General features: G+C 67.0%; 14 protein-coding genes and 1 pseudogene. 6 read left to right on the top strand and 9 right to left on the bottom strand.

All coding sequences use genetic code 11. From position 1 onward, the window contains the following. The first annotated feature begins 181 nt into the window (after window positions 1–181). The 3 genes from mgtE (at window position 182) to AC5O77_RS20885 (ending at window position 2,758) form a co-directional block, all read left to right on the top strand. Window positions 182–1,543 (top strand): magnesium transporter, encoded by a 1,362-nt coding sequence (gene mgtE, locus AC5O77_RS20895; RefSeq protein ID WP_010483662.1) that lies wholly within the window; start codon window positions 182–184, stop codon window positions 1,541–1,543. A 59-nt stretch (window positions 1,544–1,602) separates the two neighbouring features. Then, window positions 1,603–1,869: a hypothetical protein gene (locus AC5O77_RS20890; RefSeq protein WP_494507131.1), complete on the top strand. Its 267-nt coding sequence runs from the start codon at window positions 1,603–1,605 to the stop codon at window positions 1,867–1,869. Window positions 1,870–1,939: 70 nt separating this feature from the next. Next, a complete protein-coding gene (locus AC5O77_RS20885; RefSeq protein ID WP_494507130.1) occupies window positions 1,940–2,758 on the top strand; it encodes a carboxylesterase family protein in 819 nt (272 codons plus the stop codon). An 87-nt stretch (window positions 2,759–2,845) separates the two neighbouring features. Here the strand turns inward: AC5O77_RS20885 and AC5O77_RS20880 are convergent, their stop codons facing one another. The 4 genes from AC5O77_RS20880 to AC5O77_RS20865 all read right to left on the bottom strand — a co-directional run bounded on the left by AC5O77_RS20880 (window position 2,846) and on the right by AC5O77_RS20865 (window position 5,556). Then, on the bottom strand, window positions 2,846–3,337 hold the full coding sequence (locus tag AC5O77_RS20880; RefSeq protein ID WP_154352068.1) for an REP-associated tyrosine transposase: 492 nt from the start codon (window positions 3,335–3,337) through the stop codon (window positions 2,846–2,848). A gap of 199 nt (window positions 3,338–3,536) precedes the next feature. Continuing rightward, window positions 3,537–4,487: an aspartate carbamoyltransferase catalytic subunit gene (locus tag AC5O77_RS20875; RefSeq protein ID WP_032130186.1), complete on the bottom strand. Its 951-nt coding sequence runs from the start codon at window positions 4,485–4,487 to the stop codon at window positions 3,537–3,539. Window positions 4,488–4,502: 15 nt separating this feature from the next. After that, window positions 4,503–4,997, bottom strand: coding sequence for a Holliday junction resolvase RuvX (gene ruvX, locus AC5O77_RS20870; protein WP_005408378.1), 495 nt, complete (start codon window positions 4,995–4,997; stop codon window positions 4,503–4,505). Next, window positions 4,990–5,556, bottom strand: coding sequence for a YqgE/AlgH family protein (locus AC5O77_RS20865; protein ID WP_004147177.1), 567 nt, complete (start codon window positions 5,554–5,556; stop codon window positions 4,990–4,992). The genes ruvX and AC5O77_RS20865 overlap by 8 nt, the downstream gene beginning before the upstream one ends. A 91-nt stretch (window positions 5,557–5,647) precedes the next feature. Here AC5O77_RS20865 and AC5O77_RS20860 point away from each other — a divergent pair, with 91 nt between their 5' ends. Both AC5O77_RS20860 and AC5O77_RS20855 read left to right on the top strand, forming a co-directional pair. Beyond that, entirely contained in the window at window positions 5,648–7,435 is a 1,788-nt protein-coding gene (locus AC5O77_RS20860) for a DUF4153 domain-containing protein (RefSeq protein ID WP_494507129.1), read from the top strand. Further along, window positions 7,432–7,974, top strand: coding sequence for a DNA-3-methyladenine glycosylase I (locus tag AC5O77_RS20855; RefSeq protein ID WP_049400680.1), 543 nt, complete (start codon window positions 7,432–7,434; stop codon window positions 7,972–7,974). The genes AC5O77_RS20860 and AC5O77_RS20855 overlap by 4 nt, the downstream gene beginning before the upstream one ends. A 73-nt stretch (window positions 7,975–8,047) precedes the next feature. Here the strand turns inward: AC5O77_RS20855 and AC5O77_RS20850 are convergent, their stop codons facing one another. From AC5O77_RS20850 to AC5O77_RS20840, 3 genes are all read right to left on the bottom strand, one after another. Continuing rightward, window positions 8,048–8,755 (bottom strand): YitT family protein, encoded by a 708-nt coding sequence (locus tag AC5O77_RS20850; RefSeq protein ID WP_478058038.1) that lies wholly within the window; start codon window positions 8,753–8,755, stop codon window positions 8,048–8,050. A gap of 93 nt (window positions 8,756–8,848) precedes the next feature. After that, entirely contained in the window at window positions 8,849–9,298 is a 450-nt protein-coding gene (locus tag AC5O77_RS20845) for a GNAT family N-acetyltransferase (RefSeq protein WP_071228056.1), read from the bottom strand. Between the two features lie 96 nt (window positions 9,299–9,394). After that, window positions 9,395–9,607: a DUF4287 domain-containing protein gene (locus AC5O77_RS20840; protein WP_478058039.1), complete on the bottom strand. Its 213-nt coding sequence runs from the start codon at window positions 9,605–9,607 to the stop codon at window positions 9,395–9,397. Window positions 9,608–9,700: 93 nt separating this feature from the next. Between AC5O77_RS20840 and AC5O77_RS20835 the strand changes: the two genes are divergently transcribed. Then, entirely contained in the window at window positions 9,701–10,600 is a 900-nt protein-coding gene (locus AC5O77_RS20835) for a LysR family transcriptional regulator (protein ID WP_293799554.1), read from the top strand. Between the two features lie 40 nt (window positions 10,601–10,640). Here the strand turns inward: AC5O77_RS20835 and AC5O77_RS20830 are convergent, their stop codons facing one another. Then, window positions 10,641–11,624, bottom strand: a complete 984-nt coding sequence (locus AC5O77_RS20830; protein WP_149908898.1) for an aldo/keto reductase — start codon at window positions 11,622–11,624, stop codon at window positions 10,641–10,643. A gap of 140 nt (window positions 11,625–11,764) precedes the next feature. Continuing rightward, window positions 11,765–11,863, bottom strand: a pseudogene (locus AC5O77_RS20825) (IS110 family transposase); the annotation flags it as partial.

Below are 11,863 nucleotides of genomic sequence, written 5' to 3'. Positions count from 1 at the left end.
AGATGTGTATAAGAGACAGACCTCATGGCCTCCGATGGGGCCGCTTGCCGGCCAGCGGCCGGCACTACCACCGCCCGGCGGCTATGCGTTGAAACATCCCCTTGCGATAATGACGCGCTGAACACCCCTGTTGCCGCATCCTTGCCGGGATCGCGGCTTTTCTTATCCCGCGGGAGCTGCGATGGCTGAAGCTGTACGCCACGACAAGACTGCGCGCCAACTGCGGATGCTGTCCGACGCACTGGACAGCGGTCGGCTGGGCCCGGTGCGCCGCCTGGTCAACACCCTGGCCCCGGCCGAGATCGGCAACCTGCTCGAATCGCTGCCGCCGGGCAAGCGCGAGGTGGTCTGGGGCCTGGTCGATCCGGAAGATGACGGTGAGGTGCTGGTCCACGTCGGCGACGACGTGCGCGAGAGCCTGCTCGCCGACATGGACCCGGACGAGATCATCGCCGCGGTCGAAGACCTGGACATCGACGATCTGGCCGACCTGGTCGAAGATCTGCCGGACACGGTCATCGACGAAGTCCTCAAGTCGATGGACCGCGAGAACCGCGAGCGCCTGGAGCAGGTGCTGTCCTACCCCGAGGACAGCGCCGGCCGTCTGATGAACCCGGACGTGGTGACCGTGCGCGCCGACGTCAACGTTGACGTGGTGCTGCGCTACCTGCGCCTGCGTGGCGAACTGCCCGACCACACCGACCACCTGTTCGTGGTCAGCCGGCGCCATCAATACCTCGGCCGGGTGTCGCTGGCGGCACTGGTGACCCACGAGGACACCACCCCGATCAACCGCCTGATCGACGACGAGCAACCGGCGATCGATGTCGGCGAAAGCGACCAGGAAGTCGCCCGCCAGTTCTCCGATCATGACTGGATCTCCGCGCCGGTGGTGGACGACAACAACATCCTGGTCGGCCGCATCACCATCGATGACGTGGTCGACATCATCCGTGGACAGGCCGAGCACCAGGCGCTGGGCGCCGCCGGCCTGGACGAGGACGAGGATCTGTTCAGCCCGGTCTGGCGCGCCATGCGCCGCCGCCTGATGTGGCTGTCGGTCAATCTGTGCACGGCATTCCTGGCGTCCAGCGTGGTCGGCCACTTCGAGGGCACCATCGACAAGCTGGTGGCGCTGGCGGTGCTGATGCCGATCGTTGCGGGCCTCGGAGGCAACGCCGGCACCCAGGTGCTGGCGCTGATGGTGCGCGGCCTGGCGCTGGGCCAGGTGGGCGCCTCCAACGCGCGCACGCTGCTGTGGAAGGAAGTGCGGGTCGCCTTGTTGAACGGCGTGATGCTGGGCTCGGTACTGGGCCTGATCGTATTGGCCTGGTTCCATTCACCCGGACTGTCGGCGGTGATCGCCATCGCGCTGACCTGCAACCTGCTGTTCGCCGCGTTGGCCGGCGTGCTGGTGCCACTGACCCTGAAACGCTTCGGCTTCGACCCGGCGCTGGCCAGCGGCATCTTCCTGACCGCCGTGACCGACTCGATGGGCTTCTTCACCTTCCTCGGCCTGGCCACCCTGGTGCTGCTGCACTGACCGCATCAAGGATCGGGCCCCGCCAAGCGGGGCTCGGACCCCACTCAACGGGAACACCCATGGCAACAACGATAGAAAACTACTTCCAGCCCGGCTGGCGCGACCAGCAGCACACCTGCCCGGCCTGCGAATGGAGGGGCAGCTCGCGTGCCATGGAGATGGAGCTGGACGAGGACGCCACCGAGTACGACTGCCCGGTCTGCGAGAACCCGCTGCTGGTGGTGCTGCACCCGGATATGGCGCAGGTGCAGGCTGCGGCCGCCGAAGGCAATGCCGAGGCACAGGAGCAGCTGGACATCATCGCCAGCTTCCCGCGCCCGCAGTGACGCGACGCATGATGCCGGGCCGACGCTGGCGGACTACGATGCAGGCGTTCTCGCCGCTTCGGAAAACCCCATGGTCCGTTTGCTGTCGCGCTGGCTGCCATTGCTGGCCCTTCTGATGATGAGCGGTTGCACTTCGCTGCCGGACAGCGCGCGTGGCCGCTTCGAAGCACGTGCGGTGAAGGTGGACGGGCACACGGCTTACTACCAGGTGTTCATTCCCGCGGGCCTGCAGGCCCGCAGCCCTGGTGGGCAGACGCCCGCAACCTCCAACGTCCCGGTCATCCTGTTCCTGCACGGCTCCGGCGAGCGCGGCGCCGATGGCATCAAGCAGACCCACGCCGGGCTGGGGCCTTATCTGCGCGAGCATCCCGACTTCCCTGCCCTGGTGGTGTTTCCGCAGGTACCGGGCCATGAGGAATGGAGCGGCCGCAACAACCGTGCGGCCGCTGCCGCGCTGGACGCGACGATCGCCGAGTTCGGCGCCGACCCGGCACGGCAGTACCTGACCGGCATGTCGATGGGCGGCTACGGCAGCTGGAACATCGCCTTGGATGACCCACGCCGCTTTGCTGCGATCGTCCCCGTGTGCGGTGCCGTGCTGGCACCACGCGCAAAGCGCCCGACCCTGTTCGTCGAGCAGGTCGCCCAGGAAACCGATCCGTATGCCGTGATCGCGCAGCGCCTGCAGCACACGCCGATCTGGATCTTCCACGGCGCGCTGGACGACGTGGTGCCACCGGATGACGACCGCAGGCTGCACAGCGCTTTCCAGAGCGCCGCTGCACGCGACGTGCGCTACACCGAGTACCCGGAAGGCAATCACAATGCCTGGGACGCTACCTACGCCGACCCGGCAATGTGGGCGTGGCTGTTCGCGCAGAAGCGCTGAACCGCAGCTTCTGCTGGGAAACAACTGTTGGTGGATGCCTACCGTTGCTCGGCTTGGGTATTGGTGGGTGCCGACCGTTGGTCGGCACTATCTCTCCGCCTCGGGGTAATCCATTGCTTGGTACCTCCCATCGATCTCCCATCGGCACCAGGCATACGGATACTCTCCCACGCAGCTCGCCAAGTTCGCCCTGACCGGGTTGGCGACGATGTACATCGCATGGCGAAACAGTGATTCTTCAGAACGAATGGCGTGATCGTGATAGCTCGATTGCCAGAATCGTCCTGATTTGCCGAGCATGCGGTTTATCAGCAATGCACTGCTCGATTTGAAGCGCTGCATGACGTAATCCAGCGAGAACGCGCGGAGCTCCACAAGCCAATGGATGTGGTCCGGCATGACTACATAGGCAAGTGAGTACGTCAGGCCTTCAGTATCAAGGCGACGGACCACGTCCATCACCAACTGCGCCGCTGTGGCATCGTCGAAGTAGCGTCGACGCCCCTGGGTGACGGTCGTCAGGATGTAGGATTGCCCGATCCGGGAATGGCGGCCAAGCCTCAGGCGTGCGCGGTTCATGGGTACAAGCGTGTGCCTGCCGACCGCCTTCTTCTATCGGGCAACCCCATCAGTCCAGGTAGGCCCGTAGCTATTCAATGTCTGAGCCCGGCACTTCACGGGACTGATGGTTCTGTGCCGACCAACGGTCGGCACCCACCCAGACAGTTCAGGGTGAATCCCTTTTGTGCCGACCAACGGTCGGCACCCACCAAAGTGGTCAGCCCAGCAGCGTTTCCAGCACGGCCATGCGCACGGCGACGCCGTTGGCGACCTGGCGCAGCACCCACGACTGCGGGCCGTCGGCCACCTCGTCGGTCACTTCCACGCCGCGGTTGATCGGGCCTGGATGCAGCACCGCGGCATCCTTGCCGGCGCGGGCCAGGCGTTCGTTGGTCAGGCCGTACTGCGCGTGGTACTGCTCCAGCGACGGCACCAGGCCTTCTTCCATGCGCTCGCGCTGCAGGCGCAGCATCATCAGCGCGTCGACGCCTTCCAGCATCGCGTCGAAATCATCACCGACCACGCAGCCCTTCAGGGTCTCGTCGTCCGGCAGCAGCGACTGCGGGCCACACACGCGGATCTCGCCCACGCCGAGCGTACGCAGCGCATGCAGGTCGGTGCGGGCCACGCGCGAGTGCTTCACGTCGCCGACGATCACCACTTTCATCTTCGAGAAATCCGGGCCCTTGGCCTGGCGCAGGGTCAGCATGTCCAGCAGGCCCTGGGTCGGGTGCGCGCTGCGCCCGTCACCGGCGTTGATCAGTGCAGTGCCCTCACCCGCTGCCTCGGCCAGTGCGGCCACGGCGCCATCATCGGGGTGGCGCACCACGAAGCCGCGCACGCCCATCGCCTCCAGGTTGCGCAGCGTGTCGCAGGCGGTTTCGCCCTTGCGCGTGGACGAGGTCGATGCATCGAAGTTCAGTACGTCGGCGCCCAAGCGCTGCGCGGCCAGCTGGAACGAGCTGCGGGTGCGTGTGGACGGTTCGAAGAACAGCGTGCACACCGCCGAACCGGCCAGCACGTGGCGCTTGTTGCCGACACGACCGACCGCGGCGTCGCGGATCTGCCCTGCCCGGTCAAGCAGCTGCAGCAGGGTGTCGCGCGGAAGGCCTTCGAGGGTCAGCAGGTGGCGCAGGCGGCCGGAGGCATCGAGTTGCTGGGCGGTCATGGCGGTGTCGGGCAGTCAGGGAATGGGGGTGGCGTCGTCCGGCGACGACAGCCAACGGTCGATGATCACCGCCGCGGCAACGGCATCGAGGGCGGCCGCATCACGGCGGCGCTTGCGCCCTTCGGCGCGCTCGACGGCGAAGCGGCGGGCGGCCTCGACCGAGCTGGAACGCTCGTCGATCATCACCACCGGCAGCTTGAAACGTTCCCGCAGCTGGCGGGCAAAGCCCTGCGCGCGCTTGCGGTTGGGCTGGTCCTGGCCGTCCAGGGTCAGCGGGTCGCCGACCACCAGGCCGTCGGGCTTCCATTCCTTGAGCAGGCGTTCGATCGCGGTCCAGTCCGGGCCGTTGCCATGCACATCGACCACCGCCACCGCGCGCGCATGCGCAGCGAAGGCACTGCCGATGGCCACGCCGATGCGGCGCGAGCCGACATCGAACCCCAGAACGGTGCCATCACGGCGGATTGCCGGGGCAGCAGAATCCGGCGCGGGCGTGATGGGCTCAGACATGGCCGCTGTAGTCGGTCAGCCGGAACAGGTCCACACCGATACGCGAGGCTGCACCCTGCCAGCGCTGCTCCAGCGGCAGCTGGAACACCAGCTCGGCGTCGGCCGGTACGGTCAGCCAGCTGTTCTCGGACAGCTCGCTTTCCAGCTGCCCCGCACCCCAGCCCGCACAGCCCAGCGTGACCACGGCATTGGCCGGGCCTTCGCCACGTGCCATCGCTTCGAGGATGTCGCGCGAGGTGGTCAGGTACAGGCCTTCACCCACGATCAGGCTGGAATCCCATGCGCGTGCGTCGTCATGGATGACGAAGCCACGTTCGGGATGCACCGGGCCACCGTTGAGCACCATGCGCGCCTGGAGGTCGCCATCACCGGTGGTGATGTCCATCTGAGCCAGCACTTCGCCCAGCGTGTATTCGGAAGGCTGGTTGACCAGCACACCCATCGCACCGTTCTCGTCGTGCTGGCAGATCAGCGCAACGCTGCGGGCGAATGTCGCGTCGAGCAGCGACGGCAGCGCGACGAGCAGGTGATCGGCAAGGGAAGTCGGCGTTACAGGCATGCCCCCATTCTACCTGCTGGGGGCGGGATGGTCGCGCGATGGCGCCGAACCGCGATGGGCTAGGATGGTGCTTTGCCATGGAAGGTCGTCGATGCAGTCTTCATCGCCCCTGACCCTGCCGGCACGCAGCGCCATCGTCCTGATCGCGCTGCTGCAGGGCCTGATGCTGTATGCCGCGCAGGAGCTGTCCGATGCGTGGCCGTTCCGCGATATCGGCTGGCGCTACTGCTGGTATGCCTGGGTGCTGGCCATTCCCAGCGCGGTGGCGCTGAGCCTGGTCAAGCTGGGCCAGCGCCGCCTGTGGCTGCAGGCCGCGCTCGGCTCGGCGGTGGTGCTGGCGCTGGCCGCCTGGATCGGCTGGAACCTCAACGGCGAGACCGCGCTGGATTCGGGCGCGCTGCAGTTCCCGCTGACCCTGGGCATGGCCGTAGCAGTGTTCGTGGCCCTGCCCTGGTGGCAGTTCCAGCTGCAGCACGGGCATTGGCGCGCCAGCTATCCGGAGCTGTTCGAGCGCGCCTGGCAGAACGGCCTGACCCTGGCCCTGGCGGCGCTGTTCACCGGGCTGACCTGGCTGCTGTTGTGGCTGTGGGCGGCGCTGTTCCAGCTGCTCGACGTGACCATCTTCCGCGACCTGTTCCGGCAGGACGCGTTCATCGCGCTGGCCACCGGCAGCCTGGCCGGGTTCGGCGTGCTGATCGGGCGCACCCAGCACCGCGCGATCCAGATCACCCGCCAGGTGCTGTTCGCGATCTGCCGCGGGCTGCTGCCGCTGCTCTCGTTCATCGCCGTGCTGTTCGTGCTGAGCCTGCCGCTGACCGGGCTGGAGCCGCTGTGGAAGACCCGCTCGGCCGCCAGCCTGCTGCTGGTGCTGTCGCTGCTGCTGGTGTCATTCACCAATGCGGTCTACCAGCAAGGCGACGACACCGCGCCCTACCCCGTCGTGCTGCGCCGGCTGGTCGAGGCCAGCCTGCTGGCGCTGCCGGTCTATGCGGTGCTGGCGCTGTATGCACTGGGCCTGCGCGTGGTGCAGTACGGCTGGACCCTGGACCGCTTCTGGGCGGTGCTGATCGCGTTGGCCGTGGCCGGCTATGCACTGGGCTACGCGCTGGCGGTAGTGCGCCGGCAGGGCCGCTGGCTGCAGACGCTGGAGCCGGTCAACCGCTGGATGTGTTGGGCGGTGCTGGCACTGGCCTTGCTGGGCAACTCGCCGCTGCTGGACCCGGTGCGGCTGACCCTGTCCAGCCAGTTGGCGCGCCTGCGTGCGGACCCGCCGGCAATCACCAGCAGTGACGTCAACGTGCTGCGCTTCGATCTTGGGCGCCGTGGCGTGCAGGCGCTGCGCGAGCTGCAGCGTGATCCGGCCATCACCGCCGATGCCAACGCGCCACAGGTGATCGTTGCCGCGCTGGCACGTACCTCGCGCTGGGACGATGGACAGCGCCTGGACAAGGGTCTGCAGGACGTCGCCGCCCTGCAGCGCGCGCTGAAGCTGGCCAAGGGATCCAGCTCGCCACCGGACGATTGGTGGCAGGCACTGGCCACCCGCGCGATCAATGGCGAATCCTGCGCCCAGAGCGAGCGCGACTGCCTGATCGTGCATCGCGACCTGGATGGCGACGGCAGCACCGAGGTGCTGCTGTGCGAGCTGTACACCCACCGTGGGCCGGACTGCGTGCTGTACGCACGTGGCGGGGATGCCCAGTGGCGCCGGGCCGGTTCGCTGTTCGGCACCGTCAGCGGCCAGGCCGAGGCGATCAACCAGGCCCTGCGTGACGGCAAACTCACGCTTGTGCCACCGCGCTGGCCGATGCTGTCCATCGGCGGGCGCCCCGCGGTGGCCATCGATCCCGAACCCGAATCCAACGAGTCTTCTCCATGAGCGGTTACTGCCTCATCGCCCCGGGCCATCCGGTGCACGACTACTACCACGCCAACGAATACGGCTTCCCGCAGCGTGACGAGCGCGAGCTGTTCGAGCGGCTGGTGCTGGAGATCAACCAGGCCGGGCTGAGCTGGGAGACCATCCTGAAGAAGCGCGAGGGCTTCCGCGCGGCCTATGACGGCTTCGATGTGGATCGGGTTGCAGCCTACGCCGAGCAGGACATCGAACGGCTGCTGTCGGACGCGGGCATCATCCGCAACCGGCTGAAGGTGCTGGCGGCGATCCACAACGCACAGGTGATCCAGCAGCTGCGGGCCAGCCACGGCAGCTTCGCGGCGTGGCTGGACGCGCACCATCCGCGCAGCAAGGCCGACTGGGTGAAGCTGTTCAAGAAGACGTTCCGCTTCACCGGCGGCGAGATCACCGGCGAATTCCTGATGAGCCTGGGCTACCTGCCCGGTGCGCACGCCGAGGACTGCCCCGTGCATGCGCGGCTGCTGACGCTGTCGCCGCCATGGCTGCAGGCCTCCCGGTAGTGCCGGCCGCTGGCCGGCAGCCTCGGAATGCTGCAGGTGTTGCCGACCAGCGGCCGGCACTACCGTCGAATCGTCACACGCCCATGTAACGGCCCGGGCGGTGGTTGAACATCAGCACCAGGCTGAGCACCACCGCGCCGATCGCCGAGTACAGCACCTTCGACGGCGACAACACGAAGAACGCGGCCACCATCAGGCAGGCGTCGTAGGACATCTGCACCTTGCCCGCGCTCCAGCCGCGGGTGCGCTGCAGGTACACCGCCAGGATGCCGATACCACCGAGGCTGGCACGGTGCCGGATGAAGAACAGGATGCCCAGGCCGGACAACGCACCACCGACGATCGCCGAATACAGCGGGTTGATGTGCGAGAAAACGATCCAGCGCGGCAGCAGGTCGGTCAGCACGCCACAGGCGGTGACCGCGGCGAAGGTCTTCAGGGTGAATTCCCAGCCCATGCGCCGCAGTGCCACCCAGTAGAACGGCAGATTGACCAGCACGAACACCAGGCCGAAGTTCCAGCCCATCGAGTAGTGCAGCAGGAAGGCCATGCCAGCCATGCCGCCGATCATCAGCCCACCCTTGGCGAAGATGGCCAGGCCCAGCGAGGCCACCATCGTGGCCAGCACCATGCCCTGCACGTCCTCGGCGATCGAGTGGCGCAGCGCTTTTTCGTCGGCGGTGGTGCCGGCACTGTCGGGCGGCGGGGTCAGCGGACCGGCGGTGACCAGGTGGCCGTCAGCGTCGTCGCACGGCGCGGGGCCATGGGCGGGAAGGGACATACGGGTGGGGGAACAGCAGGTGGGGAGCGATATTAGACACGATCTGCATGACAGTTGCAGATGAAATCGTTCAGCTGCGCTCGCCCATTCAGGTTATTCCGGAGGCGTCACCGGCAGCACGGCCAGCATGTCCTCGCCATCATCGTCCATGCCTGTCTCGACGAAACCGAAGCTGCCATAGAAGGCGCCCGCCACCGGATTGCGCGGGTTGTAGCAGATCTCGATCTCGGCCAGGCCGGGCGTGTCCCGGATCTGCGCCAGCGCCACTTCCAGCGCGCGCCGCCCGATGCCACGCCCCTGCCAGCGCTGATCGACCATGAAGCGCCAGATCGAGATGCGCTGCGGCGTCTCCGGCACCCACATGAAGAACCCGACCAGCTCGCCATCGGCCTGGATGGCGCGGGTCTGGTAGCCGGGATGGAATGCTGCCTGCACCAGCGACCAGGTATTGCCGGCCACGAAGTCCTGCTGCGCCTCGCTGACGTCGAGATCGCACACGGCTTCGTAGTTGTCGACGGTGATCGCGTCCAGCGTGACCTGCATGAGGGCGTCCTGCCTCGGGATGAACGCCCAGTCTGCCTGACCCCGGAGGCTGTGTAGCCTGACCCCCACACGACCGTTCAGCGCCGGGTTGCCTGCTCAGCCCTTTCCGGCCAGATGGTGCGCCACCAACGCATTGGCATGGCCGTGGCCCACCCCATGCTCGCTTTTCAGGAAGCTGACCAGTTCCATGTGTTTCAGGCCCTTCTTGCCCGCCAGCAGGCCGAACCAGTGCGTCACCGGTTGCCCGTAGGTCTTCTCGATGGAGGGGAAGTACGAGGCCGGGCCTTTCGGCCTGGTGTCAGCGCTCATGTGGAAGCTCCTAGCATTGGATGTACGGGTACGACGAACCGGGGAGCCGGAAATCGACAGATCCGTTCAATCCGGGAGCCGTATCATCCCGTCATGCCCCGTGAAAACCTCAACGACCTGCAGGCCTTCGTCCACGTTGCCCGCGAGGGCAGTTTCACCAGGGCCGCCGCCCAGCTGGGTGTCTCCCAGTCCGCGCTCAGCCATGCCATGCGCGGCCTGGAAGAGCGCCTCGGCGTGCGCCTGCTGACCCGCACCACCCGCAGCGTGTCCACCACCGAAGCCGGTGCGCGCCTGCTCGAGACCCTCGCCCCGCGCCTGGCCGAGATCGAGGACGAACTGGCCGCACTGGCCGAGTACCGCGAACGCCCGGCCGGCACCATCCGCATCAATGCCACCGGCCATGCCGCCGAATACATCGCCTGGCCGCGGCTGGCGCCATTGCTGCAGCAGTATCCGGACCTGAAGGTGGAACTGGCTGCCGACTACGGGCTGGCCGACATCGTCGCCGAGCGCTACGACATCGGTATCCGCCTCGGCGAACGGCTGGCGCGCGACATGATCGCCGTGCCGGTCAGCCCACCGCTGCGCATGCGCGTGGTCGGTGCGCCCAGCTACTTCCGCCAGCATGTGGTGCCACGGCATCCGCACGACCTAGCCAACCACAACTGCATCACCCTGCGCCTGCCTACGCATGGCGGACTGATGCCGTGGGATTTCGGCCGGGACGGCAACGAACTGAGCGTGCGCGTGACCGGTCAGTGGACCTTCAACACCATGGGCATGACCCGCGCGGCTGCACTGGCCGGCAGCGGGCTGGCCTGGCTGCCGGAAGACCAGGTGCAGCCGATGCTGGACGATGGCCGGCTGCAGTCGGTGCTGGACGATTGGTGCCCGCACTTCGATGGCTACTACGCGTATTACCCGTCACGCCGCCACGTCACCGTGGCGATGCGCACGGTGCTCGATGCGTTGCGCGGGCCGATGGCTGGATGAGCTGAGGAGTGCGGACCAACGGTCCGCACCCACCTGGTGATCAGCCCTTGGCCTGCGCGGCGCGCTGCGCGTTATAGCGCTCACCGACAATCGACACTTCATCCAGCGCCTGCGCGATGCGTTGCAGTTCCTCCGGCGCCAACTGCAGGTCGGCCGCGCCCAGGTTTTCTTCCAGGCGATGGATCTTGGTGGTGCCCGGAATCGGCACGATCCACGGTGCCTGCGCCAGCAGCCAGGCCAGCGCTACCTGCGCCGGCGTCGCGCCACGTGCGGCAGCGATCGTGCTGATGCGGTCAACCAGCGCCTGGTTGGCACGACGCGCCTCCACTTCAAAACGCGGTACGGTGTTGCGGAAGTCGTTGGCGTCGAAGGTGGTATCGGCGTTGATCGCGCCGGTCAGGAAGCCGCGGCCGAGCGGACTGAACGGCACGAAACCAATGCCCAGTTCCTGCAACGTCGGCAACAGTTCGCGCTCCGGCTCACGCCACCACAGCGAGTACTCGCTCTGCACGGCGGCCACCGGCTGCACTGCATGGGCGCGACGCACGGTGGCGGCACTGGCCTCGGACAGGCCGAAGTGGCCGACCTTGCCTTCGGCGATCAGGTCGCGCACGGTACCGGCCACATCCTCGATTGGCACGTTGGGGTCGACGCGGTGCTGGTAGAACAGGTCGATATGGTCGGTGCGCAGGCGCTTGAGGCTGGCCTCGGCCACCGCGCGGATGTTCTCGGGACGGCTGTCCAGCCCGGTATCGACGCGCGCGTCCTTGAAGCCGAACTTGGTGGCGATCACCAGCCTGTCGCGGTACGGCGCCAGCGCCTCGCCGAGCAGGTCTTCGTTGGTGTAGGGGCCATACACTTCGGCGGTGTCGAAGAAGGTCACGCCACGCTCGACGGCGGCCTGCAGCAGGGCGATGCCCTGGCCCCGCTCCACCGGTTGGCCGTAGCCATGGCTCAGGCCCATGCAGCCCAGGCCGAGGGCGGAAACCTTCAGGCCACTGCGGCCGAGTTCACGTGTCTGCATCGTCGTGCTCCAGAGGGGGAGCGCTGACGATACGCCTGCAGAGCCCACGGATTGAATGGGCAGCATTGCAGTTGGTCATGACTGGAATTCATCAATGTGCGGAGCCGCCCGCCCGTAGAGTCGAGATCCTATGTTCGCGGTCAAGCCTGCTGGAAGCAGGCTTGACCCACCTTCAGCATGGCCGGATCGAAGTCCCGGCCGCTTTTGAAGACACCCCAGGCGATCCTGGCCAGCTTTCT

This window comes from Stenotrophomonas sp. INTA L402-1 (genome assembly GCF_059295135.1).
This window is presented reverse-complemented; position numbering and strand designations above follow the sequence as displayed.

Coding starts and splice junctions, on each gene's coding strand:
- AC5O77_RS20830 (WP_149908898.1), bottom strand. CDS start 11,624: ATGCAGACACGTGAACTCGGCCGCAGTGGCCTGAAGGTTTCCGCCCTC.
- AC5O77_RS20860 (WP_494507129.1), top strand. CDS start 5,648: ATGCAGTCTTCATCGCCCCTGACCCTGCCGGCACGCAGCGCCATCGTC.
- mgtE (WP_010483662.1), top strand. CDS start 182: ATGGCTGAAGCTGTACGCCACGACAAGACTGCGCGCCAACTGCGGATG.
- AC5O77_RS20855 (WP_049400680.1), top strand. CDS start 7,432: ATGAGCGGTTACTGCCTCATCGCCCCGGGCCATCCGGTGCACGACTAC.
- AC5O77_RS20880 (WP_154352068.1), bottom strand. CDS start 3,337: ATGAACCGCGCACGCCTGAGGCTTGGCCGCCATTCCCGGATCGGGCAA.
- AC5O77_RS20890 (WP_494507131.1), top strand. CDS start 1,603: ATGGCAACAACGATAGAAAACTACTTCCAGCCCGGCTGGCGCGACCAG.
- ruvX (WP_005408378.1), bottom strand. CDS start 4,997: ATGTCTGAGCCCATCACGCCCGCGCCGGATTCTGCTGCCCCGGCAATC.
- AC5O77_RS20845 (WP_071228056.1), bottom strand. CDS start 9,298: ATGCAGGTCACGCTGGACGCGATCACCGTCGACAACTACGAAGCCGTG.
- AC5O77_RS20850 (WP_478058038.1), bottom strand. CDS start 8,755: ATGTCCCTTCCCGCCCATGGCCCCGCGCCGTGCGACGACGCTGACGGC.
- AC5O77_RS20875 (WP_032130186.1), bottom strand. CDS start 4,487: ATGACCGCCCAGCAACTCGATGCCTCCGGCCGCCTGCGCCACCTGCTG.
- AC5O77_RS20865 (WP_004147177.1), bottom strand. CDS start 5,556: ATGCCTGTAACGCCGACTTCCCTTGCCGATCACCTGCTCGTCGCGCTG.
- AC5O77_RS20885 (WP_494507130.1), top strand. CDS start 1,940: ATGGTCCGTTTGCTGTCGCGCTGGCTGCCATTGCTGGCCCTTCTGATG.
- AC5O77_RS20840 (WP_478058039.1), bottom strand. CDS start 9,607: ATGAGCGCTGACACCAGGCCGAAAGGCCCGGCCTCGTACTTCCCCTCC.
- AC5O77_RS20835 (WP_293799554.1), top strand. CDS start 9,701: ATGCCCCGTGAAAACCTCAACGACCTGCAGGCCTTCGTCCACGTTGCC.